Genomic DNA, 22,573 nt, shown 5'->3' with positions numbered 1-22,573 from the left:
TCCCTCTCGATGTCCAGCACGATTTCACCACGACGAGCCCCGGTCCTCGGACTCGGGCTCGTCGCGCTCTGCGTCCTGCTCGCCGCGGTGGCGTTCCTCAGCGTGACCTTCGGCTCGCGTGACATCGGCCTGCCCGACGTCCTGCGGGCACTGGGCGGCCTCGGCGCCGACGAGTCGATCGCCGGCACGGTGACCCTGGAGCTGCGCGTGCCGCGCACGCTCCTGGGCGTCCTGGTGGGCGCGGCCCTGGGCCTGGCGGGCGCGATCCTGCAGGGCGTCACGCGCAACCCGCTGGCCGACGCCGGGATCATGGGGATCAACTCCGGCGCGGCCGTCCTCGTCGTCTTCGCGTTCACGGTCCTGGGGATCCGGGGCGTGAGCGCCTACATCTGGTTCGCCTTCGCGGGCGCGATCATCGCGACCCTGCTGGGGTACGCGATCGCTTCCCTGGGCCGCGAGGGCGCCACCCCCGTCAAGCTGGCCCTGGCCGGCGCGGCGGTCACCGCCGGCCTCGGCTCCGTCACCACCGGCATCGTCATGACCAACGTCGAGGCGCTGAACGAGCTGCGCTTCTGGCAGGTCGGGTCGCTCGCCGGCCGGTACGCGCCGATCCTGGAGGGCGTCGCGCCGTTCCTGCTCGCCGGACTGGTCGCGGCGCTGTTCCTGGGCAGGGCGCTCAACGGGCTCGCGCTCGGCGAGGACGTCGCGCGGGGGCTCGGCCAGCGGGTCGGCCTCACCAGGGCCGTCGCCTTCGGCGTCGTCGCGGTGCTCGCCGGCGCGGCCACCGCGGCCTGCGGGCCGATCGTCTTCATCGGGCTGGTGGTGCCGCACCTCGCGCGGACGCTCTGCGGCCCGGACCACCGGTGGATCCTGCCGTACTCGATGCTGCTGGCACCGGTCGTGCTGCTGCTGGCCGACGTGCTCGGCCGGGTCGTGGCCGCCCCCGGGGAACTGCAGGTCGGCGTGGTCCTCGGGGTGCTCGGCGCGCCGGTCTTCGTGGTGATCGTGCGCTACGGCCGTCTGTCGGAGGTGTGAGGACATGGCCGAGGACATGACAACGACCCATGACACCCTCACGACCGTCTCCGACGCCGTCCGCGCCACCCGGCGCGGCCGTACGGCCCGCAGCGTGCTGGTGACCTCCGCGCTGGCCGCGGCCGTCGCCACCCTGTTCGTGGTGACCATGATGGTGGGCAGCTTCCGCCTCTCCGCCGCCGAGGTCATCGGGTCGCTGCTGGGCACCGCCGACGACCCGAGCCTGGACTTCGTCGTCCTGGGCCTGCGGCTGCCCACCGCCGCGACCGCGCTCGCGGTCGGGCTCGCCCTCGGCGCGTCCGGGACCATCTTCCAGCACCTGCTCCGCAATCCCCTCGCCTCGCCCGACTTCGTGGGCATCTCCTCGGGCGCCAGCCTGGCCGCGGTCACCGGCATCGTGTTCTTGCAGGTCAGCGGGATCGCGATAGCCGGGCTCGCGCTGGCGGGGGCCGTCGTGTCCGCGCTGCTGATGTACCTGCTCGCCTGGCGCGACGGGGTGAGCGGCTACCGCTTCATCCTGCTCGGCATCGGCGCGGCGGCCTTCTTCGAGGGTCTCACCGGGTTCGCGCTGACCCGCGCCCAGCTGTTCGAGGCGCGCCAGGCGATGCACTGGCTGACCGGCTCGGTCGGGCAGGCCAGCGATGCCGAGCTGCGGCTCCTGCTCGGCGCGCTGGTCGTCCTGCTGCCCCTGGCCATGCTGCTGCAGCGGCAGCTTCGCGTGCTCGAACTCGGCGACGACGCCGCGCGGGGGCTGGGCGTGCCCACCGAGCTCGCCCGCGCCGGCCTGCTGGCCACCGCCGTGGTCCTGGTCGCGCTGGCCGTCGCGGCGGCCGGGCCCATCGTCTTCGTCGCGCTCGTCGCGGGACCGATCGCCAACCGGCTGCTGGGCCCCGCCACCGGCGGCGTGATCGCCGCGGCCCTGGTGGGCGCGACGGTCCTGCTCACCGCCGACCTGGTCGCCGTGCACCTGCTGCCGGTCGCGCTGCCCACCGGCGTGGTCACCGGCGCGGTCGGCGCGCCGTACCTGTTGTGGCTGCTCGCCACCACGAACCGACAAGGAGCAGGCGGATGAGCCGTCTTCGCGCCGAGGGCCTGTCCCTGGGCTACGACGATCGAGCCGTCATCACCGGCCTCGACGTCTCCGTACTCGACGGGAAGGTCACCGCGATCGTCGGCGCCAACGCCTGCGGCAAGTCGACGCTGCTGCGCGGCCTGGCCCGGCTCGTCAAGCCACGCGAGGGAACCGTCTATCTCGACGACAGGACGCTCGCCGAGCTGAGCACCCTCGACGTGGCCAAGGTGCTCGGCCTGCTGCCGCAGACCCCCGTGGCGCCCGACGGCATCACGGTCGCCGACCTGGTCTCCCGCGGCCGCTACCCGCACCAGGGCTGGTTTCGCCGGTGGACCGAGCGCGACCACGAGGCGGTGACCCGGGCGCTCGCCGCGACCGACACCGCCGACCTGATCGACCGGCCGCTGCGCGCCCTGTCCGGCGGGCAGCGGCAGCGAGTCTGGGTCGCCATGGCGCTCGCCCAGGACACCGACCTGCTGCTGCTCGACGAGCCCACCACGTTCCTGGACATCAACCACCAGGTGGAGTTGCTACGGCTGCTGCGCGGGCTCAACACCGAGTCCGGCAAGACCATCGTCGCCGTCCTGCACGACCTCAACCTCGCCAGCCGCTTCTGCGACCACATCATCGCGATGGCCGGCGGCGCGATCGTCGCCGAGGGCCCGCCGAGCGAGGTGATCACCGCCGAACTGGTCGAGAAGGTCTTCGGCCTGTCCTGCCTGATCGTCTCCGACCCGGTCGCCGGGACTCCCATCGTGGTCCCCGCCTAGGAGGTCCGCCGAAGACACCGGGGCCGCTCCCGGAGGCCCGCCGAAGGCGCCGGGGTCACTTCCGGAGGCCCGCCGGAGACGCCGGGGCCGCTCCCGAAGGTCCACCGAAGACGCTGGGACCGGTCCGCTCCCGGGTGGAACCGGGCGGCGCGGCCGGGCCCGGCCCGTTCCCTCTTTTCCCGCCGCCCGCACCACCGGAAGCCGGTGCGGGCTCCAGACCGAGCCCACCCCGCCGCCCGCGCCGCGGGAACCGGCGCGGGCGTTTCTGACTGCGGGATTGACCAAGGCGTAAGTCTTCTGTTTCCCCTATGTACGGCGGGCCCGGGGCGATGCACGATCAACATCCGGCACACACCCCCCAGGCAGAGGTAGGACCCTTGTCGAAACGCCATGCCCTCCGCATCGCCCTCGTCCTCGCCGCGGCCCTCGGCTGGGCCGTGATCCCCGCGGCCCCCGCCACCTCGGCGACCTCGGACACCGTCGCGCCACCCGCCTCCATGTCGGGGCTGGGCGACTCGATCACCCGCGGGTTCAACGCCTGCGGCTGGTTCGCCGACTGCACCAGCCGGTCGTGGTCGACGGGGTCGAGCACCTCGGTCGACAGCCACCGCAACCGGATCAGGGCGCAGAACCCCGATCTCACCGCCTACAACGACGCCCGCTCGGGCGCGAAGATCGCCGACCTCGCCGGGCAGGCGAGGACCGCGGCCTCCCGGAACGTCGACTACGTGACGATCCTCATGGGCGCCAACGACGCGTGCGCCTCCTCGGAGTCGTCGATGACGTCGGTGGCCGACTTCGAGAGCCGCTTCCGGGCGGCGATGCAGGAGCTGGCGGCCGGTATCCCGCAGGCGTCGGTGTTCGTCGCCAGCATCCCCGACCTCAAGCGCCTGTGGTTCGTCGGAAAGGACAGCTCCTCGGCGCGTACGGCCTGGGCCGCCTTCGACATCTGCCGCTCGATGCTGGCCTCCCCCCGCTCGACCGCCGCCGAGGACGAGGCGCGCCGTGACCGGGTCAGGCAGCGGGTCATCGACTTCAACGGCGTGCTCGCGCGGGTCTGCGCCGAGTACAGCACCTGCAGGTACGACGGCGGCGCCGTCTTCTCCTACTCCTTCACCCTCGGGCAGCTCAGCACCTGGGACTACTTCCATCCCAGCACCAGCGGGCAGCGGGCCCTCGCCGAGGTGACCTACCCGGTCAGCCAGCCCGGCTCGCCGCCGGTGCCCGCCCTCTGACCGGCCACCCTTCAGCCGGCCGCCCCGGCCCGCCGAAAAGGACACCGCCCCTGTCCCGGAGGCGGGCCGACGGTTCTCGGCACGGCCGGCGCGTCCCGGTGAGCGCCGGTCCGCACGCGCGGTCCCGGTGATCGCCCGCTCGCACCGCTACCCGTCGGAGGATCGCGGGGTGCCGGGGCGCCGGTCGTAGGTGAGGAAGGCCACCCCGCTCTCAAGGACGGTGTGGCCGGCGAGCTCCCAGGCGGTGGGCGCGAAGACCGCGCTCCGCCCGAGGAGGGGGATGCCGGTGCCGACGGTGAGCGGGTTGAGCTTGACGATCAGGCGGTCGATCTCGCCGTGGAGCGTGCCCGCCAGCTCGCCGCCGCCGACGAGCCACACGTCCTTGCCTTCCTTGCCTTTCTTGCCGTCCTTGCCGCCCTCGCGCTTCAGCTCACGCACCGCCGCCACCGGGTCGGTGGCGACGAGCTCGACACCGGGGTCCGGGCTCTTGGTCAGGGTCCGGGAGAAGACCAGGTGCCTGAGGTGGGGGTAGGCGTTGGTCACACCGGCCGCGAGGCCGATCTCATAGCTTTTACGGCCTTCGAGGACGGTGTCGAAGTGGACGCCCTCGGCGGTGACACCGAGCGCGGCCCGGGCCGGACCCGGCAGGGTCTCGGGGTACTCCTCGACGAGGTGGCTGACGTAGTCCTGGGACGGGGACCAGAAGCCCCCCGGGCCGGTGGGGTCGGAGCCGTCGGGGCCGGCGACGAAACCGTCGAGCGTGGAGGCGACGAAGTAAACGAGCTTGCGCAAGACAGATCCTTTGTCGATCGGTGGCGGTGAGCGGTGGCCGAGAACCACCGGGGGTCAGTCCGTGACGGCGGGGAACGGGGTGACGATGCGCTCCACCGCCCGCGTGACCAGCTCCTCACGCTCGGCGTCGGTGAAGACGTCCGGCAGCGTGAGCTGCTCGACGATCAGCCAGTTCATGGCCAGGTACATCAGCAGGACGGCGGTCGCGCCGCCGGGCAGGCCCGCGGCCTCGTGCCGGGCGACGTTCTCGTCGATGTCGGCGCGGACCCGCTCGGTGAGCAGCGTACGCAGCTCCGGCCTTCTGGTGGCCTCCAGCCGGAGCTCCAGCAGCGCCAGGTGCCCGGCCCGGAAGGCGGCGATCCTGCCGACGCTCCCGCGCAGCATCTCGCCGTACGACGCGGCGTCGCGCGCCCGGCCGAACATCTCGGCGAGCACGTCCTCGTCGGGCCTGAGCCGCTCGTAGACGCGGGCGCCGGCCTGGACGAGCAGGTCGTCGCGGTTGCGGAAGTAGTTGGACGCGGTGCCCACGGGCACCCCCGCCTCCTTGTCGACGGCGCGCTGGGTCAGGCCGCGCGCGCCCTCGCGGGCGAGGACCGCGATGGCGCCGTCGAGCAGCGCGGCCCGCCGTGCCGGATTCTGGCGCATCCCCTACTCCTTCCTCGTTCCGAAGCACTCCAAGTAGAGCACTACACCTGAAGTACGTCAAGTGAAGTGGTTTGAATGCCGGACCCTTCGACGAGAACGAGCACCGCTCCCCCAGCCCGCGGGAGCGCCACAACCGGCCGCGGGAACCGTCCCGATGTAAATGTGCACAACACGCATTGATGCGCGTCGTGTACGTTTGACGCCTGGACTGCCCCTTCACCGCGAACGGCCCGACGACCCCAAGGTCCGGCGGCCCGCCCGAGAACAGGATGTGCCGATGAACGACGACAACCTGGCCGAGGAGTCCCCGAGCGCGAGCCCCACCGCGATGCGCCGGATCCTGCCCCCCGACATGGTGGAGCGCGGCCGGTGCCCGTTCGACCCGCCGCCCGGCCTCCGGCAGCGGCGCGGCCAGGAGGCGGTCCAGCCGCTGCCGCTGCTCAACGGGGCACGGGCCTGGCTGGTGACCGGCTTCGAGGAGGCCCGCACCGTGCTGGCCGACCCGCGCTTCAGCGCCGACAAGATGCGCCACCGCGACGCCACCTCGCTGCAGCCGCACGAGGTGGCCGAGCTGGAGGGCAAGGCGCCCGAGCCGCCGAGCCTGGAGACCCGAGAGGACGGGTTCTTCGTCTTCATGGACCCGCCGGAGCACACCCGGCTGCGGCGGCTGCTGACCGGCCAGTTCACCGTCCGGCGGATGCGCGAGCTGGAGTCGCGGGTCACCGAGATCGCGGTCGAGCACATCGAGGCGATGAAGGCGGCGGGCACCGAGGCCGACCTCGTGCCGGCGTTCGCGCTGCCGCTGCCCTCGCTGGTCATCTGCGAGCTGCTCGGCGTCGACTACGCCGACCGGGGCGAGTTCCAGGAGCGCACGGCCGTCGCACTGGACTCCACCAGCAGCGCCGACGAGCGGGCCCGGGCCGGCGCCGAGCTGTACGCGTTCATGCAGCGGCTGGTGGCCGCCAAGCGCGCCGACCCCGCCGACGACCTGCTGTCCGGGCTGGTCCACGACGCGAACCCGCCGCTGACCGACGCCCAGCTCGTCGACGTCGCCCTCGTCCTGCTCGGGGCGGGCCACGAGACCACCGCCAACATGCTCGGCCTGGGCACCTTCGCGCTGCTGGAGCACCCCGACCAGCTCGCCGCGCTGCGCGCCGACCCCACCTTGATCGACAACACGGTCGAGGAACTGCTGCGCTTCCTGAGCATCATCCAGCTCGGCGTCAGCCGGGTCACTACCGAGCCCGTCACCCTCGGCGGCGTGGACATCCCCGCCGGCGCGACCGTCGTCATCGCCACGCCCGAGGTCAACCGGGACGCGCAGCACTGGCCCGACCCCGACCGCCTCGACCTGAAGCGTCCCCGCGCCCCGCACCTGGCCTTCGGCCACGGCGTCCACCAGTGCCTGGGCCAGCAGCTGGCCCGCGTCGAGATGAAGGTCGGCCTCGGCGAGCTGGTCACCCGCCTGCCCGGCCTGCGCCTGGCCGTACCCGCCGAGGAGGTCCCGGTCCGCAACGAGATGCTCATCTTCGGCGTGCACTCGCTGCCGGTGACCTGGTCCTGACCCGCCCCCGACCCGGCGGGCCGCCCCGGAGCGACCGGCCCGCCGGGGAGCCCATAATGGGACCGGTCACGGGGCGTGAGGAGGTCGGGATGGTCAGCCCAGCGCCGGTCGGCGAGGGTGCCCGCTCCGCGGCGCCGGCGGCCGGACGCCGCGAGCGCAAGAAGCAGGCCACCCGGGCCGCGCTGCGCGAGGCGGCCCTTCGCCTGTCCATCCGCCACGGCGTGGAGAACGTCACCGTCGAGCAGATCGCCGAAGAGGCCGACATCGCGCTGCGCACCTTCTTCAACTACTTCTCCAGCAAGGAGGAGGCCGTGCTCGCCTCGTCGGCGGCGGCGGCCGAGGCGCTCATCGCCGAGTTCCGGGCACGCCCGCGGGCGGAGTCGGTGCTGCGGGCGTTCCGCGAGGCGGTGCTCGTCATCATGGACCAGGGCGACGCCACCCGCGACCACATCGAGGCACTGCGGCTGATCCGCAAGGCCCCGTCGCTGGTGCCCCAGCAGCTCGCCGTGCTCGCCGCCCAGGAGAAGGCGCTCGCCGGGGCGATCGCCGAACGCGTCGGCCTGGTGACGACGAACCGGCCCCCGGACCCCGTCTACCCCGCGCTGTGCGCGGCCGCCGCGCTGGCGGCGCTCCGCGTCGTCCTGGACCAGTGGCTGGTGCCGGGCCTGGAGGAGACGCCGCCCACCGCCATGCTGAGCCGGCAGGTCGACGAGGTCATCGCCGAGCTCGCCACGGGCCTCGACCGCCCCAGCGTCGCGAGGGGCGGCCCGGCCCCGGAGGAGCCGTCCTAGCTAGTGGCTGCCCTCCGGAACGGTGTCCGCGGACATGCCCCCGTCCTCCGGGGTGCTCGTCAGGTAGGCGTGCTGGTGGCCGTTGCCGGCGTCGACGTTGATCTGGTCGAGCTGCGTCGCCGCGACGGACCATGTCGCGACGGCGGCGGACCGCTGGCGGGCCGCCAGGTCGAGGAAGGGCTTCCGCAGGTCCTCGGGAAGTCCCCGGCCGGCCGCGTACGCGTCGACCGCGATCGCCATGGCGTCCACCGCGCCGCGAAGCCCCGCGCGGGCCACGTTGGTCGCGGTCGTCCCGGAGGGAGTGTCCGCGTGCCTGTCGACGGCCTGCCGCAGGACGCGCTTCCACCCGTCGACCTCCGCCTGCTCCGCCGTCCGCGTGCCGGGCTTCCCGTCGCGGGGAAGCACCTCGGCGAGCCCGGCCAGCACCCCGTTCAGCTCACCGGCGGTCGTCCGCGCGGTGGACGTCAGCTCACCGATCTGCTGGACGTCCCGCTTCGTCTCCGCCGCCCGCATGTCGGCGATGGCGACCTGGGAGGCGTCGGGGAGAGCGAGGAAGTAGCCCAGCGGCCCGGCTATCGCGACGGCGACGAGAACGGTCAGGAGGTAACGCGTCCGGCCGGCCGAACGAGCGGCCGGCTTGGCCACGACACGCGGTGACCTGGCCGTTTTCGATGACATCCAGCAGCTCCCGTCGCCATGGTTACGGGGTTGACGCTATCGCTTCCGACGATCTACGTCCATGTGTCCCGTCACCCCCTTCGTGGGGGTTTTGTCCTTCCGCCTGTCGGTGATTTTGATACCGCCCGATGTCTTTACAATGTAGATTTTTGGCAGGGCTCACACCAGCACCTGGAAGAGCGACCGGATCCGCCCGGCGAGCTCCTCCGGCTCCGCCTCGGCGAGCGCCGTCGTGCCCAGGACGCTGCGCATGAGCCACACCCCCGCCTGGACGGCGAGCATCAGCTCCGCCCGGACCTCGACCCCATCCCTGTCCCCGCCTTCATCCCCGTCCCCGCCTCCGTTCCCGGACAGTTCCTCGTTGAGGTGGCGTCCGGCGTGCCTGCCGATCGCCTCGCGCATGATCTGCGCGGCCCTGGGGTTCGCCGCCGACCTGAGCACGAGCAGGAACGGCCCGAGCTCCTCCGCCTCCGGCGCCGTCCGCGCCACCAACGCGCGCGCGGTCTCACCGGCCAGCTCCGCGCCGGTGCCCGCGATCACCGTACGCGGCGCGAAGGCCACGTCGACCGCCTCCGCGAACAGCCGTTCCTTCGAGCCGAAGTAGCGGTTGATGAGCATCGCGGTCACGCCCGCGCCCTGGGCGATGTCGCGGACCCCCACCCCGTCGTAGCCGAACCGGGTGAAGGCGGCGACCGCCGCGTCCAGGATGGCCTGCCGGGTGGCGGCGGCGTCGCGGCGTCGCCCGCCCGGAGCGTGGTCTCCTGACCTCGGACGGCTCGTGGAGGTACCGGACCCTGTGTCGTCACTCATGTCTACAAGCGTATACTCAAAGCAAGTCTACGGATGTAGACATAGCGGGGCCGGCCTGTGCCGGCACCCCGACCACGATGTGAGGATGAAATGGATCTCCAGCTGACAGGTAGGCGCGCGCTGGTCACCGGCTCCAGCTCCGGCCTCGGCGAAGCCGTCGCCAGGGCCCTGGCCGCCGAGGGCGCCGACGTCGTCGTCCACGGCCGCGACCGCGACCGCACCGAGGCCGTCGTCTCCGCCGTCCGGGCGGCCGGCGGCAGCGCCCACGTCGCCATCGGCGACCTGACCACCGACACCGGAGCCGACGCCACGGCCGAGGCCGCGCTGGCCGCGGGCCCGATCGACATCCTCGTCAACAACGCCGGCGCCTACCCCCACCGGGGATGGAAGGACGCCACCGCCGAGGACTGGCTCCAGACCTACGAGCTCAACGTCGTCTCCGGCGTCCGCATGATCCGGCGCCTGGTCCCCCGCATGCACGAGCGCGGCTGGGGCCGCGTCATCCAGATCGGCGGCGGGCTCGGCCTGCAGCCGGGCGCCGACCTCCCCCACTACAACGCCACCCTCGCCGCCCGCCACAACCTCACGGTCTCGCTGGCCCGCGAGCTGAAGGACACCGGGGTGACCTCCAACGCCGTCGCCCCCGGCGCCATCCTGGTCGACAGCGTCCAGCACTTCCTCACCGACCTCGCCCCGGCCCGCGGCTGGGGCGAGACGTGGCAGGAGATCGAACGCAACGCGATCGCGGAACTGGTGCCCAACGACGTCGGCCGGCTGGGCCGTCCCGAGGAGATCGCCGCCGCGGTCCTCTACCTCAGCGGCCCGCTCGCCGACTACGTCACCGGCACCACCCTGCGAGTGGACGGCGGCACCGTCCGCGGCGTCCACTGACCGCCCTTCGTGGAAAGGCGGCTTCGTGGGAAAGCGGCTTCACGGAAAGGAGGCTTCGCGGAAAGGGGGCTTCGCGGAAAAGCGGCACGGAAGCGGCCGGACCGGCCGGTCGCCCGCGCGAGAAGCGCGTCCCCGCCGGCGGACGGCCATCCCCTGGACCCGCCCCCGCACCCCACCCCCGGGACGCGGCACCACGGGGATCACCCGATCGGGAAGCCGACGACCCCGTCGGCCCAGCGGTCCAGCAGGACCTGGTCGTGGCTGATCGCCAGCACCCCCGCCCCGGTGCGCTTCCGGTAGGTGTTCACCACGCCGACCAGGTGCGCCTGGGTGGAGGCGTCCAGCATGGTGGTCATCTCGTCGCAGATCAGGTAGCGGGGTTCCAGGGTGAGCGCCCTGGCCACGCAGGCCCGCTGCAACTGCCCGTCGGAGACCTCGTGCGGCCACCGGGTGAGCAGCTCACCGGTGAGCCCCGTCTCATCGGCCAGCTCGGCGACGCGGCTCGCGTCGGGCCGCCCGTTCGCGGCCAGCGGCTCGCCGATCACCTCGGCGAGCGTGAGACGCGGGTCCACCGCGAGCCTGGGCTGCTGGTAGATCAGGGCCACCCGGGTACGCAGGTCGCGCGCCGCGCGCTGCCGCCAGCGCGTCACGGGCGTGCCGTCCACGGCGAGGGTGCCCGACGCCGGGCGCAGCATCATCGCCATGACCCTGGCCAGCGTCGACTTCCCGCACCCGCTCGGCCCGGCCAGGCCGGTCACCTCGCCGGGCCTGACCGTCAGGGACGCCGCCTCCAGGGCGATGTGCGCCCCGTACCTGACGGTGACGCCGGTCGCCTCAAGCATGCCTGTCCTCCAAGGGGTGATGGCAGGCCACGCCGCCGTCCACCGGCGGGGATGTGGCGCACCGCTCGGTGTGGCGGCCGCAGCGTGGCCGGAACGCGCATCCCCGGGGCAACCGGGTCAGCTCGGGCGGCATCCCGGGGATGGGGACGAACTCCCGGTCCGGCTGGGCGGCCACCAGGCCCGCGGTGTACGGATGGCGGGGGCGCCCGAGCACCTCGGCCGCCGGCCCGGACTCGACCAGGCGGCCGGCGTACATGACCGCGAGGTCGTCGGCGACCTGCTCGGCGGCGCGCAGGTCGTGCGTGATCAGCAGTACGGCGCGCCCCTCGTCGCACAGCTCGCGCAGCGTCGCCATCGCCCGGTCCACCAGCGGACGGTCCAGCCCGCTGGTCGGCTCGTCGGCCAGCACCAGCCACGGGTCGCCCGCCAGCGCGATCGCGTTCGCCACCCGCTGGGCCATGCCACCCGACAGCTCGTGCGGGTAGCGGTCCAGCTCGTGCGGGCGCAGGCCGTAGCGTGCCGCCAGGTCGTCGGCGGTGGCGGGCGAGCCGAGCTCGCGGATGACCTCCTGGAGTTGCGCCCGCGCGGTGCGCACCGGTGTGAGGTGGGTGGCCGGGCTCTGCGGGATGAGCCCGATCGCGCGCCCGCGCACCCGCCCGGCCAGTACGGCCTGCGAGGCGCCGACCAGCTCCACCGGCTCCCCTCCCCCGTGTTCCAGCCAAGCCTGGCCGGAGACGGAGGCGTTGGCGGGCAGCAGTCCGAGCAGCGCGTGCGCGAGCACCGACTTGCCGCAGCCGGACTCCCCCACCAGGGCCAGGCACCTGCCCTGGCGTACCTCGAAACTCGCGTCGTTCACCGCCCGCACCGTCGCGCCGGGGACGCGGAAGCCGACGTTCAGGTCCCGGACCCGTAGCCGTCCCTGGTCGGTCACAGTTCCAGCTCCGATCTCCAGCGGGGGGTGTGGCGGTCGCGCCAGCGCTGGGCCAGCACCGACACCGCCAGCGTGGGTACGAGGATGAACAGGCCCGGCAGCAGGCTCGACCACCAGTCCCCGGTGAGCAGCGACCGCTGCCCGTCATTGATCATGTTGCCGAGCGAGGCCAGGTGCGGCGGGAGTCCCAGGCCGAGGAAGCTCAGCGCGGTCTCGTGCCAGATCGCGTGCGGCACCATCAGCACCGTCGCCAGCACCAGGTGGGGAAGGAGGTGCGGCAGCAGGTGGCGGCGGATGACGCGTGTTCTGCTCGCCCCTCCGGAGATCGCCGCCTCCACGAACGGGCGCGAGCGCAGCGAGAGCACCTCGGAGCGGACGATCCGCGCCGCCGTCGTCCAGTGCGTCACGCCCACCGAGACCACCACCGCGGCGGCGCTCGGCGCGAACAGCGCGACGATGAAGATGCCGAACAGCAGGTGCGGCAGGGCGTTGAACCCGTCCACCACCCGCATGAGGACGCGGTCGGCCGCTCCCCCCAGGCTGCCCGCCGCCAGGCCCATGAGCCCGCCGATCACCATGCTGACCAGCGCGGCCACCAGCCCGACGAGGAAGGAGACGCGCAGGCCGTAGATCGACCTGATCAGCACGTCCCGCCCGACCTCGTCGGTGCCGAGGAGGTGGGAGAAGGAGGGGGGCTGCCCGGCCGAGCGCAGGTCCACCAGGCTCTGGTCAAGCTGCACGAAGGGCGGCACCAGGAGCACTGCCAGTGCCAGCACCACCAGGGTGCCGGCCGCGAGTCTCACCGGCATTCAGCCCACCTCCCGCGTCAGCGGTCGTCGAAACGGCATCCGGCCCACCCTTGGCGTTCGCGATCGTCGAAACGGCATTCAGCCCACCCCCAGCGTTCGCACCCGCGGGTCGGCGACGGTGTAGGCGATGTCGGCCAGCAGGTTGCCGGCCAGCACCGCCGCCGTACCCAGCAGCGTGAGCGCCGCCAGCAGCGGGAAGTCCATGGCCAGCGCCGCCTGTACGGAGGCCGCGGCGACCCCCGGCCAGGAGAAGACCGTCTCGACCAGGATCGCGCCGGTGACCAGTTCCGGGATGCGGGCGCCGAGCAGGGTGAGGAAGGGCAGCAGCGCCGACCGCAGCGCGTGCCGTACGACCACGGTCCGCTCGCGCAGGCCGCGGGCCCGGGCGCCGATCACGAAGTCCTCCCGCAGCACCCCGATGACCGACTCGCGCACGTAGAGCACCAGCCACGACGACTGGGAGACGGCGAGCACCGTGACCGGCAGGATCATGTGCCGCGCCACGTCGAGGGGTTCGACCGTGGTCGACGCCGGGTCGGTCAGGCCGCCCGCGGGCAGCCAGCCCAGTTGGACCGCGAAGACCCAGACGGCGAGCAGTCCCAGCCAGAACACCGGGGCGGCCTCGTTGGCGAACGCGCCACCGGTGATCACCCGGTCCAGCCAGGAGTCACGCCGCCAGGCGGCGACGGTTCCCACCACCAGGCTGCCGGCGAGCATCAGCACCAGCGCCGACCCGGTGGCCAGCAGCGTCCAGCCGAGCCGCTCGCCGATGACCTCGGCGACCGGCCGGTGCAGGGAGCGCGACTCGCCCAGCTCGCCACTGGCCAGGTTGCCGAACCAGGTGGCGAACTGCTCGACGACCGGCCGGTCCAGGCCCCAGTTCTGCCTGATCGACTCGGCCACCTCCGGCGAGGTGACCAGCGCGCGCTCGCCGAGGTACTGCCTGACCGGATCGAACGGGGACGCCTGGGCCAGCGCGAACATGCCGATCGTGACGATCACCAGCAGTGGTACGGCGAAGGCCGCCCGCCAGGCGACCATCTTCAGTACCGCCCTCACGCGACCGGCTTCCAGGTGTGGATGCCGGCGAACAGGCCCCCGGTGGCGTGCTCGTGCGCGTCCACGCCCGGCACGATGCCCTCGTACCTGCCGCGGACCACGTACACGTGCTTGAGGAAGACCAGGTACGAGAAGACCTCGTCGTCCCTGACGATCTTCTGGAAGCCGGTGTAGGCCCGTTCGCGCTCCGCCTTGTCGCCCGCGGCCCTGCCCTGCTCCAGCAGCCTGTCGACCTCGGGGTTGTCGTAACGGCCCGGGTTGAGGAAGCCCTGGCCCTTGAAGTCGGAGTGGAACAGCTCGTAGTTGACGTAGTCGGGGTCGTACGGGCTGCCGAACCCCATGACCGCCGCGTCCTCGCCCAGCCGCGCCTCGATGGCGTCCCAGTCCAGGCCCGCCGGCTCGACCAGCAGCCCGATCCTCTTGGCGTCGGAGGCGGCGGCGAGGGCGAGTTCCTTGCGCAGCGAGTCGCCCGCCGGATACATCAGGGTGAACTGAGCCTTCTTCCCGTCCTTCTCCCTGATGCCGTCCTCACCCGGGATCCAGCCCGCCTCGTCGAGCAGCTTTCCGGCCGCCACGGGGTCGGCGGCGCCGCCGGTCACCTCGGGGTTGTGCCATCCGGTGTCGGGCGAGATCGGCCCGTAGGCGGGGGTGCCCGCGCCGGCGAGGATCGTGTCGGCCATCGCCTGCCGGTCCAGGGCCAGGCTGAACGCCCTGCGCACGGCCCGGTCGCCGGTCACCGGCTGAGTCATCGGGAACATGACCGCGCGGTAGTCGGCGCTCGGCACGTCGTACACGGTCAGGCCCGCCTGTCCCCGCAGGCCGGTGGCGGCCTTCGGCGGGAGCACGGTGGCGTCGAAGTCGCCCGCCCGGATCCGGGTCGCGCGCACGTTGTCGTCGGGCGCGAAGGCGAGCACCAGCCTGGGAATCGCCGGGGCGCCGCCCCAGTACTCCTTGTCGGCCTCCAGCACGATCTTGTCGCCGGGTGTCCAGGAGACGAACCGGTAGGGGCCGCTGCCGACCGGCCTGGTCTTCTCCAGCGTGCCCTTGGGCACGATGCCGAGTGTGGTGCGCTGCACCAGCGGCGCGTAGGGGTGCTTGAGCCTGAACACCACGGTCCGCGCGTCGGGAGCCGCCACGTCCTCGATCGCCGAGTAGTCGCTCCTGATCGTGGAGTTGTTGGCGGGATCGAGCAGCGCCTCGTAGGTGTACTCCACGTCCTGGCTGGTCAGCGGTTTGCCGTCGTGGAACTTCAGCCCTTCCCTCAGGGTGAAGGTGACGCTCTTCCCGTCCTCGGCTACGACGGGCTCGTCGGCGGCGAGCGCGGGCCTGAGCGTCAGGTCGGGGGCCCGGCTCATCAGCCCGTCGAAGATCAGCGAACCGCCGTCGGGGGAGAACCCGAGCACCGGGCTCAGGTTGTCGAACTCCGAGCTCAGGCCGATGACGAACGTGTCGTCCGGCGCGGTGGCCGGGCCCCGGGGCGCGGAGCAGGCCGTGACCGCGAGGGCGAGGGCGGCGCACAGCGTGGCGTACTTCTGGAGAAGCTGAGTCACATGGGAACTTCTATCACTTGCAAATACCTTGCAATAGTCCGGGTGGCCCTTCCCGCGCCGCCCTACCGGGATGGGGGCCCGCGTCACGCGGGACGGCGAACGTGGTGACGGCGAACGTGGTGACGGTGAACGTGGTGACGGTGAACGTGGTGACGGCGAACACGATGACGGCGAACACGGTGACGGGCCCGAGGGCCGGTCGGGTGATTTGTCGCATCCTGTGTAATGATGACGAGCGAAAAGGCGAGCGCGGAACGAGGAAGCCGGTGTGAATCCGGCGCGGTCCCGCCACTGTGATCGGCGAGCGAATCCCGAACAAGCCACTGCCCGGAGGACGGGTGGGAAGGCCGGGACGAGCCTCGACCCGAGAGCCAGGAGACTCACGCGGTCGCCTCCTCGATGGAACTGGGGCGGATCTCCCCGGAGAGGACGGCGTGCCGGTTATGCCCATGGGACCGATCGGCCCGGTGCTGTTGTCTCGCACGGCACCCGAACACGCCCGAACTCCCTCACCGCCCCTCACGACGCGTTCCGGTGTGACACCGGTTCCCGCCGACGACTCGTCGGCCCCTTTGTGAGAGGACCCATACATGACGACGGGCAGACGCTCGCTGTCCCTGCTGCTCGCGCTCGCCTCGGCCGCCCTGGTCTCCGGCTGCGGTACGGCCGCCGTCGGGACAGGCGCCGGCACCTCCGCCGCTCCGGCGGCCTCCGCCGTGGCGGGCTTCCCGGTCACGGTGGCCAACTGCGGCGTGAGCACCACCTACGAACGGCCACCCGGGCGCGCGGTGTCGCTGAACCAGCACGCGACCGAGGTCATGCTGGCGCTCGGGCTGGAGAAGTCCATGATCGGCACGGGCTACCTCGACGACCGGATCCTGCCGGAGTACCGGGCCGCCTATGACCGGATCGAGGTGCTGTCCAAGGAGTACCCGTCCTACGAGGCACTGCTGGCGGCCGAGCCCGACTTCGTCTACGCGGGTTTCTCCAGCGCCTTCGACGACAAGGAGGGACGCGGCCGGGCCGCCCTGACCGGGGCCGGGATCGACTCGCACCTGAACGTCGAGGAGTGCCCGTCCGGGCCGGTGACCATGGCCATGGTGGACGAGGAGGTCCGTACCGTCGCCAAGATCTTCGGCGTGCCGGACCGGGCCGAGGAGCAGGTGCGGAGGTTCCACGCGACCCTGGACGCCGTCGGGGAGAAGCTCGCGGGAGCGACCCCGGTCAAGCTGTTCGTCTACGACAGCGGCGACAAGACCGCGTTCACCGCGGGCGGCGCGGGCGTCGGCAACGAGATCATCAAGCGGGCCGGTGGGGTGAACCTGTTCGCCGACGTGGCCAAGGCGTGGGGGGACGTGTCGTTCGAGCAGGTGGCCGAGCGCGCCCCCGAGGTGATCGTCATCTACGACTACGGCGACCGGTCCGCGGCGGAGAAGGAGAGGTTCCTGCTCGCCAACCCGGCACTCAAGGACGTACCCGCGATCAGGAACAGGCGGTTCGCGGTGCTCCCCCTGTCGTCGACGGTGCTCGGCGTCCGGGCGCCGTCCGGGGTGGAGTCCCTGGCCCGCCAGATCCACCCCGGCCGCTTCAAATGACCGACGCGACTGACATGACTGACGCGACCGACGCGACCAAGGCGACCGGCGCGACCGAGGCCGCCCGGACCGCCGGGGCGGCGGAAGCGACCGGGACAGCCGGGACAACCGGGATAAAAGGGACGGAACCGGCCTTCGGTGCCGTCCCGCGCCGTCGCCCCGGCCCTCCCCTGCCGCTCACCCTCGCCCTGCTCGCCCTGCTGGCCGCGGCGACGGTGACCCTCGGGGTGGCCGTCGGCTCGATCGGCCTGCCGGCCGGCCAGGTCTGGGGAATCCTGCTGCACCGGATCCACCCGGCCCTGGCCGGGCAGACCTGGACGGCGGTCCGCGAGACGATCGTGATGGACGTGCGGCTGCCCCGGGTGCTGCTGTGCGGGGTGGTCGGAGCCGGCCTGTCGGTGTGCGGCATGGCGCTGCAGGCGCTGGTCCGCAACCCGCTGGCCGACCCGATGCTCCTGGGGGTGTCCTCGGGGGCGAGCGTCGGCGCGGTGGCCGTCGTGGTGTTCGACGTGACCCTGTTCGGGGTCTTCTCCCTGCCGCTGGCGGCGTTCTGCGGGGCCCTGGCCGCGCTGGTCGCGGTCTACTTCCTGGCCAGGTCGGGCGGGCGGATGACGACGGTACGGCTGGTGCTGGCGGGCGTGGCGACGGCCGAGGTGCTCTCGGCGGTGGCGAGCTTCCTGATCGTGACGTCCAACGACCCGCACAAGACACAGTCGGCGCTGCGCTGGATGCTCGGCGGGCTGGCCGGCACCACCTGGACGACGGTGTGGATTCCCGCCGCCGCCGTCCTGGCCGGGACGGCGGTCCTGCTCGGCGTCTCGCGCCCGCTCAACCTGCTGCTGGCCGGTGAGGAGGCCGCCGCGTCCCTCGGGCTCGACGTGCACCGGTTCCGGGCCGCGCTGTTCGTCCTCGTCGCGATGATGATCGGCACGATCGTCGCGGTGAGCGGCTCGATCGGGTTCGTCGGGCTGATCATGCCGCACGTGGTGCGGCTGCTCCTGGGCGCCGACCACCGGCGCGCGCTGCCCGCGGCCGCGCTGCTCGGCGCCGCGTTCCTGATCGTCGCGGATCTGGCCGCCCGCACGCTCATCAGCCCCGAGGAGATCCCGGTCGGGATCCTGACCGCCCTGGTCGGCGGCCCGTTCTTCCTGTGGCTCATGCGACGGAGGGCTCGATGAGAGCGAAGGGATTCACGGAGGCGGGGGCGCTGTCCGCCGAGGACGTGTCCGTGGTCGCCGGCGGCAGGTCCCTGGTTCGCCGGGTCAGCCTGGACGTGGCGCCGGGCGAGGTGATGGGGCTCGCCGGCCCCAACGGCGCGGGCAAGTCGACCCTGCTGCGCACGTTCTACCGGACGCTGCGTCCCACGTCGGGGCGGGTGCTGCTGGACGGCGACGACGTGTGGCGGCTGCCCGGCAGGCAGGTGGCGCGCAGGCTCGCCGCCGTGCTCCAGGAGAGCGCGGGAGACTTCGAGCTCAGCGTGTACGACGTGGTGGCGATGGGCCGTACCCCGCACAAGCGGGCGTTCGACGGCGACGACGCCGGTGACCGGGCCGTCATCGTGGACGCGCTGGAGCAGCTGGAGGTCGCCTCCCTGGCGTACGCGCCGTTCGACCGCCTGTCGGGCGGGGAGAAGCAGCGGGTCCTCATCGCCCGCGCGCTCGCCCAGCGCTGCGGGACGATGGTGCTGGACGAGCCGACCAACCACCTCGACCCGCGCCACCAGCTCGACGCGCTCCGTCTCGTCCGCTCCCTGGGCGTCACCGCGATCATCGCGCTGCACGACCTCAACCTGGCCGCGGCCTTCTGCGACCGCATCTGCGTGATGGGCTCCGGCGCGGTGGTCGCCCTGGGCACGCCCGGGGAGGTGCTGACCCCGGCGCTGCTCGCCGAGGTCTACCGCGTCGAGGCCGAGGTGACCGCGCGCCCGGACACCGGCGTCCCGCAGGTGACCCTGCTCACCGGGGCGTGGAACGGCGAGAGGGGGCCCCGCTGACCTGACCCCCGCCTCCCGCCTCCCGTACCGGAACACCGTGAGAGCGTTCCGGCTCTCACCGGCTCACCGGACCCGTCCGTGATCTTGGTTTGGGCAGGTGGGTGGTAGAGTCGTCCCATGAGCCCGGAAGATCTCGCCAATCTCGCGCACCTACGCCGGGCGCGGGATCTGATCGACCGGGAGTACGCCCGGCCGCTCGACGTGCCGACGATGGCCCGCCGCGCGCTCATGTCCCCGGCGCACTTCTCGCGACGCTTCCGGGCGGCCTACGGCGAGACGCCGTACAGCTATCTGATGACCCGCCGGATCGAGCGGGCGATGGCGCTGCTGCGCGGGGGGATGAGCGTGACCGACGCGTGCATGGCGGTCGGCTGTACGTCGCTCGGCTCGTTCAGCTCGCGGTTCACCGAGATCGTCGGGGAGACGCCGAGCGCGTACCGCGGCCGGGAGCACCACGCCGTGGCGGCGATGCCCGCCTGCGTGGCGAAGGTGCGGACCCGCCCGACGAGAAACCCGCCGAGCAGGATCCGAGAAGCGGGCCGCACCACCGCCGCCTAACGTTGACGACATGAACATCGCACTCCGCTACGCCCACATCACCGTCAACGACCTGGACGAGTCGCTCGCCTTCTACCGTGACGCCCTCGGCCTCGAGGTGCGCAACGACGTCGCCTCCGGCGAGTTCCGCTGGGTCACCCTCGGCAGCCCGACCCAGCCGGTCCTGGAGATCGTGCTGTCCGAGCCGCACGCGGGCCGTTCACAGGCCGACGGCGACGCCATGCAGGAACTGCTCACCAAGGGCGTCCTGTCCACGAGCGTCTTCAGCACCGACGACGTCGACGCGACCTTCGAGCGGGTACGGGCGTCGGGCGCCGAGGTGCTGCAGGAGCCCATCGACCAGCCCTGGGGGCCGCGCGACTGCGCCTTCCGCGACCCGTCGGGCAACATGGTGCGGATCCAGCAGGAGACCAAGGGGTGACGCCCGGCGCCCGGACCCGCTGAGCGCGGAGAACGTCCCGGCGCCGGGACCGGGAAGGGGCGGGTCAGCCTCGCCGCCACTTCTGGTTGGCGCCGCCGTTGCACTCCCACAGCTGCAGCGGCGTGCCCCCGCCGCCGAAGCCGGTGACGTCCACGCACTTGTTGGCCTGCGGGTTGACCAGGTCACCGGCGCCGCTGAGGACGAACTGCTGCGCCGGGTTGCCGCTGCAGGTGGCGAGCTGGATGGCGGCGCCGTTGGCGGTGGAGCCCCACGCCACGTCCATGCAGAGGCCGAGGGCGCGGACGGTGCCGTCGCCGGGCCACGTCCAGTTCTGCGCGGCGGTGCCGTTGCAGTCCCACAGTTGCAGGCGCTGCCCGTCGGCGCCGTTGCTGTTGGGCACGTCGATGCACCTGTCCTGCCAGCCGATGAGCCGGCCGCCGCCGCCCCCTCCGGTGGTGGTCAGGGTCAGGCCGTACGCGCCGAGGATCTCGTTGACCGGCTGGTGGAAGGTGTTGCCGCCGGTCGAGCAGTTGCCGGAGCCGCCGGAGGTGACGCCCTGGGCCTGGTCGCCGGAGATGTACGCGCCGCCCGAGTCGCCGGGCTGGGCGCAGGCGGAGGTCTGGGTGAGCCCGTGGACCAGCGAGCCGGAGTAGTTGACGGTCACGTTCTTGGCCTGGACGACGCCGCAGCGCCAGCCGGTGGTGCGCCCGGACCGGCAGATGGAGGCGCCGACCACGGCCTCCTGGGAGCCCGCCACGGCGACGTTGCCACCGCCGTAGTTGTTGACCCACGGGCGGGGCGTCCAGTTCCCGTTCGTGCGGACCCAGGCGTAGTCGTTGCCCGGGAACGACGACCCGGCGAAGGTGCCCTGGCTGACGTTGTTGTAGCCGAGGGTGGGGCTGCCGGTGCCGCCGCAGTGCCCGGCCGTGACGAACCCGCCGTTGTCGACCGAGAAGCCCACCGAGCAGAGCGTGTTGCCGTTGATGACGTACTGGTCGCCGCCTCGGATGTCGTACAGGGGCCGGGGCGCCTCACCGACGGAGATCCGCACCTCGGAGAGGTCGACAGAGCTCGCCCTGACGAACCGTTCGGCGGCGGCGCGGTCGGCCGCCGACACCACCACGGTGTTCGCGCCGACGTCCACGTACCAGCTGTGAACGCCCTTGTCCGCGGAGCCGGCCGCGTCGGCGGCGTCGGCGTCGGCGTTGGCGTTGGCGGCGCGGTCGAGCGCGGCCTTCGTGGCGGTGAGCTGCTTCTCGCTGCGGGGTACGGGCACCGGCAGCGCGCCCGCCGCCCGGACGAGGTCAGCGTCCTGCCCGTTCAGGACGCCGACGCTCAGGCGCCCCTCGTCGGGGGTGAACCACGCTCCGGCGAAGCGGTCGGCGAGACGGGCGCGAAGCCGCCGCTCCACGACGGCCGCCCCGGCCTCGTGGGCCTGGCGGACGCGGGCCTGCGTGGGGGTCAGGCCGAGGTCTCGCCGCATCGCCTGCTCGGCCGTGGCCGCCTTGGACGGATCGGGGCCGGGATCGGGGGCAGCGGCGGCCTGTGCGGTCGCGGAGGGGACGAGAAGCGCGGCGGCGAGCACCGCCACGCTGGTCAGCACGGTGAATCTCACGGCTGGTCCTTGGGTGGCTGGGGGGTGGACGAGGCGTGAGAGCGCTCTCTCGAAAGAAACTTTACATTTACGCGACTCGAAGTCAATACGGTCGATGACTGAACTTGACCGGATGCGATCAGAGAAGTTCCGATCCTGTTCCCGCCGGGCAGGTCGACGCCGCACATGCCGGAGCCCCGCCGCGTGTCGAGTACTCCCCGGCCGCGCTCTGGGACAGAACCCGGCCAAGCGGTCCGGACGCCGGGCGACCGAGCGCGGCCGGGGTCCAGACGCCGGGCGACCGAGCGCGGCGACGAGCTTCCCGGCGCTCGGGAGAAGCTCGCGCCGAACGTCGCCAGAACGCGTGTCGGCACTCAGGAGAAGCCCGCGCGGGACGTCGCCAGAACGCGTGTCGGCCGGCCGCGATCCCCGGTGTCATCGCAGGACTAGCCGAACAGGCCGCCACCGCCGCCGTCGGGGCTGTTGAGCTCGATGTCGTCGGGGTCGTTGAGCTCGATGGAGTCCCCGTCCTCCTCGTCGTCCTCCGACGGGGGCGGCGCGGGCCGGCAGTCCTGGGAGCACCCCCCGAACCGGGCCGGATCGATGGGCGCGAACGGCCTCGGCGGCACGCCCTTCAGCGCGCCGATCATCGTGTCCTTCCAGACCGGCCCGGGAAGGGTGGCCCCGGCCACCGAGCCGTAGTGGCGGCCGCCGATCGTGACGCCGGTCAGCTTGTAATCCCGCGCGCCGCGGGGGTCGCCGATGCTGACCGCGCCGGCCAGGTCCGGGGTGAACCCGGCGAACCAAGCCGCCGCGTAGTCGTCGGTGGTGCCGGTCTTGCCGGCCGCGTCGCGGCCGATGCCGCCGACGGATCGCATCGTGCCCTTGGTGAACACCCCCGACAGCACGTCGGCGGCCGCGTCGGCGACCTCGGGGTC

Annotated in this window: 23 protein-coding genes, 1 pseudogene and 1 riboswitch; of the genes and pseudogenes, 12 read left to right on the top strand and 12 right to left on the bottom strand. The window is 72.6% G+C overall.

Annotation, left to right across the window (positions count from 1 at the left end):
• The first annotated feature begins 9 nt into the window (after positions 1-9).
• From ACFYWM_RS41625 to ACFYWM_RS41610, 4 genes are all read left to right on the top strand, one after another.
• A complete protein-coding gene (locus ACFYWM_RS41625) occupies positions 10-1,035 on the top strand; it encodes a FecCD family ABC transporter permease (protein WP_389926402.1) in 1,026 nt (341 codons plus the stop codon).
• Between the two features lie 16 nt (positions 1,036-1,051).
• Positions 1,052-2,107, top strand: a complete 1,056-nt coding sequence (locus tag ACFYWM_RS41620; RefSeq protein WP_389926399.1) for a FecCD family ABC transporter permease — start codon at positions 1,052-1,054, stop codon at positions 2,105-2,107.
• Positions 2,104-2,877 (top strand): ABC transporter ATP-binding protein, encoded by a 774-nt coding sequence (locus ACFYWM_RS41615; RefSeq protein WP_389926396.1) that lies wholly within the window; start codon positions 2,104-2,106, stop codon positions 2,875-2,877. Before ACFYWM_RS41620 ends, ACFYWM_RS41615 begins: the two co-directional genes overlap by 4 nt.
• A 377-nt stretch (positions 2,878-3,254) precedes the next feature.
• Positions 3,255-4,112, top strand: a complete 858-nt coding sequence (locus ACFYWM_RS41610) for an SGNH/GDSL hydrolase family protein (RefSeq protein WP_389926393.1) — start codon at positions 3,255-3,257, stop codon at positions 4,110-4,112.
• 147 nt (positions 4,113-4,259) lie between these two features.
• Here the strand turns inward: ACFYWM_RS41610 and ACFYWM_RS41605 are convergent, their stop codons facing one another.
• Complete coding sequence (locus tag ACFYWM_RS41605; RefSeq protein WP_389926390.1) at positions 4,260-4,904, bottom strand: dihydrofolate reductase family protein; 645 nt, start codon at positions 4,902-4,904, stop codon at positions 4,260-4,262.
• Between the two features lie 54 nt (positions 4,905-4,958).
• Positions 4,959-5,549: a TetR/AcrR family transcriptional regulator gene (locus ACFYWM_RS41600; protein WP_389926386.1), complete on the bottom strand. Its 591-nt coding sequence runs from the start codon at positions 5,547-5,549 to the stop codon at positions 4,959-4,961.
• Positions 5,550-5,826: 277 nt separating this feature from the next.
• On the opposite strand from ACFYWM_RS41600, the gene ACFYWM_RS41595 reads away from it, so the two are divergent.
• Both ACFYWM_RS41595 and ACFYWM_RS41590 read left to right on the top strand, forming a co-directional pair.
• A complete protein-coding gene (locus ACFYWM_RS41595) occupies positions 5,827-7,113 on the top strand; it encodes a cytochrome P450 (protein ID WP_389926383.1) in 1,287 nt (428 codons plus the stop codon).
• A gap of 89 nt (positions 7,114-7,202) precedes the next feature.
• Complete coding sequence (locus tag ACFYWM_RS41590) at positions 7,203-7,904, top strand: TetR/AcrR family transcriptional regulator (protein ID WP_389926381.1); 702 nt, start codon at positions 7,203-7,205, stop codon at positions 7,902-7,904.
• On the opposite strand, the gene ACFYWM_RS41585 is transcribed toward ACFYWM_RS41590, so the two are convergent.
• Entirely contained in the window at positions 7,905-8,582 is a 678-nt protein-coding gene (locus tag ACFYWM_RS41585) for a hypothetical protein (protein ID WP_389926378.1), read from the bottom strand. It abuts the gene before it with no gap.
• A 159-nt stretch (positions 8,583-8,741) separates the two neighbouring features.
• Positions 8,742-9,392, bottom strand: coding sequence for a TetR family transcriptional regulator (locus ACFYWM_RS41580; protein WP_389926376.1), 651 nt, complete (start codon positions 9,390-9,392; stop codon positions 8,742-8,744).
• Between the two features lie 90 nt (positions 9,393-9,482).
• Between ACFYWM_RS41580 and ACFYWM_RS41575 the strand changes: the two genes are divergently transcribed.
• A complete protein-coding gene (locus tag ACFYWM_RS41575) occupies positions 9,483-10,283 on the top strand; it encodes an SDR family NAD(P)-dependent oxidoreductase (protein WP_389926374.1) in 801 nt (266 codons plus the stop codon).
• A 200-nt stretch (positions 10,284-10,483) separates the two neighbouring features.
• Here the strand turns inward: ACFYWM_RS41575 and ACFYWM_RS41570 are convergent, their stop codons facing one another.
• The 6 genes from ACFYWM_RS41570 to ACFYWM_RS41545 all read right to left on the bottom strand — a co-directional run bounded on the left by ACFYWM_RS41570 (position 10,484) and on the right by ACFYWM_RS41545 (position 15,691).
• On the bottom strand, positions 10,484-11,125 hold the full coding sequence (locus ACFYWM_RS41570) for an ABC transporter ATP-binding protein (protein ID WP_389926372.1): 642 nt from the start codon (positions 11,123-11,125) through the stop codon (positions 10,484-10,486).
• On the bottom strand, positions 11,118-12,056 hold the full coding sequence (locus tag ACFYWM_RS41565) for an ABC transporter ATP-binding protein (protein WP_389926369.1): 939 nt from the start codon (positions 12,054-12,056) through the stop codon (positions 11,118-11,120). The genes ACFYWM_RS41570 and ACFYWM_RS41565 overlap by 8 nt, the downstream gene beginning before the upstream one ends.
• Positions 12,053-12,865: an ABC transporter permease gene (locus ACFYWM_RS41560; RefSeq protein WP_389926366.1), complete on the bottom strand. Its 813-nt coding sequence runs from the start codon at positions 12,863-12,865 to the stop codon at positions 12,053-12,055. Before ACFYWM_RS41560 ends, ACFYWM_RS41565 begins: the two co-directional genes overlap by 4 nt.
• A 78-nt stretch (positions 12,866-12,943) precedes the next feature.
• Positions 12,944-13,924, bottom strand: a complete 981-nt coding sequence (locus ACFYWM_RS41555; RefSeq protein ID WP_389926364.1) for an ABC transporter permease — start codon at positions 13,922-13,924, stop codon at positions 12,944-12,946.
• Entirely contained in the window at positions 13,921-15,474 is a 1,554-nt protein-coding gene (locus tag ACFYWM_RS41550) for an ABC transporter substrate-binding protein (protein WP_389926361.1), read from the bottom strand. Before ACFYWM_RS41550 ends, ACFYWM_RS41555 begins: the two co-directional genes overlap by 4 nt.
• Before the next feature lie 13 nt (positions 15,475-15,487).
• The gene (locus ACFYWM_RS41545; RefSeq protein WP_389926358.1) at positions 15,488-15,691 is read right to left on the bottom strand and encodes a hypothetical protein; all 204 of its coding nucleotides are present in this window, start codon (positions 15,689-15,691) and stop codon (positions 15,488-15,490) included.
• Positions 15,678-15,877, top strand: a riboswitch (cobalamin riboswitch). It overlaps the preceding gene by 14 nt.
• Positions 15,878-16,064: 187 nt before the next feature.
• Here ACFYWM_RS41545 and ACFYWM_RS41540 point away from each other — a divergent pair.
• From ACFYWM_RS41540 to ACFYWM_RS41520, 5 genes are all read left to right on the top strand, one after another.
• Positions 16,065-17,069, top strand: a complete 1,005-nt coding sequence (locus tag ACFYWM_RS41540; protein ID WP_389926355.1) for an ABC transporter substrate-binding protein — start codon at positions 16,065-16,067, stop codon at positions 17,067-17,069.
• Between the two features lie 14 nt (positions 17,070-17,083).
• On the top strand, positions 17,084-18,247 hold the full coding sequence (locus ACFYWM_RS41535) for a FecCD family ABC transporter permease (RefSeq protein WP_389926352.1): 1,164 nt from the start codon (positions 17,084-17,086) through the stop codon (positions 18,245-18,247).
• Positions 18,244-19,062, top strand: coding sequence for an ABC transporter ATP-binding protein (locus ACFYWM_RS41530; protein WP_389926350.1), 819 nt, complete (start codon positions 18,244-18,246; stop codon positions 19,060-19,062). Before ACFYWM_RS41535 ends, ACFYWM_RS41530 begins: the two co-directional genes overlap by 4 nt.
• A 117-nt stretch (positions 19,063-19,179) precedes the next feature.
• Positions 19,180-19,620 (top strand): helix-turn-helix transcriptional regulator, encoded by a 441-nt coding sequence (locus tag ACFYWM_RS41525; protein ID WP_389926347.1) that lies wholly within the window; start codon positions 19,180-19,182, stop codon positions 19,618-19,620.
• A gap of 10 nt (positions 19,621-19,630) precedes the next feature.
• Positions 19,631-20,041 (top strand): VOC family protein, encoded by a 411-nt coding sequence (locus ACFYWM_RS41520; protein ID WP_389926344.1) that lies wholly within the window; start codon positions 19,631-19,633, stop codon positions 20,039-20,041.
• A gap of 64 nt (positions 20,042-20,105) precedes the next feature.
• On the opposite strand, the gene ACFYWM_RS41515 is transcribed toward ACFYWM_RS41520, so the two are convergent.
• Positions 20,106-21,656: a ricin-type beta-trefoil lectin domain protein gene (locus ACFYWM_RS41515; protein WP_389926341.1), complete on the bottom strand. Its 1,551-nt coding sequence runs from the start codon at positions 21,654-21,656 to the stop codon at positions 20,106-20,108.
• 425 nt (positions 21,657-22,081) lie between these two features.
• A pseudogene (locus tag ACFYWM_RS41510) lies at positions 22,082-22,573 on the bottom strand (penicillin-binding protein); the annotation flags it as partial.

The sequence above is a fragment of the Streptosporangium sp. NPDC002721 genome (assembly GCF_042888905.1).
Taxonomy (GTDB): domain Bacteria; phylum Actinomycetota; class Actinomycetes; order Streptosporangiales; family Streptosporangiaceae; genus Streptosporangium.
The sequence above is the reverse complement of the archived record's forward strand: the minus strand, read 5'-3'. Positions and strand labels throughout refer to the sequence as shown.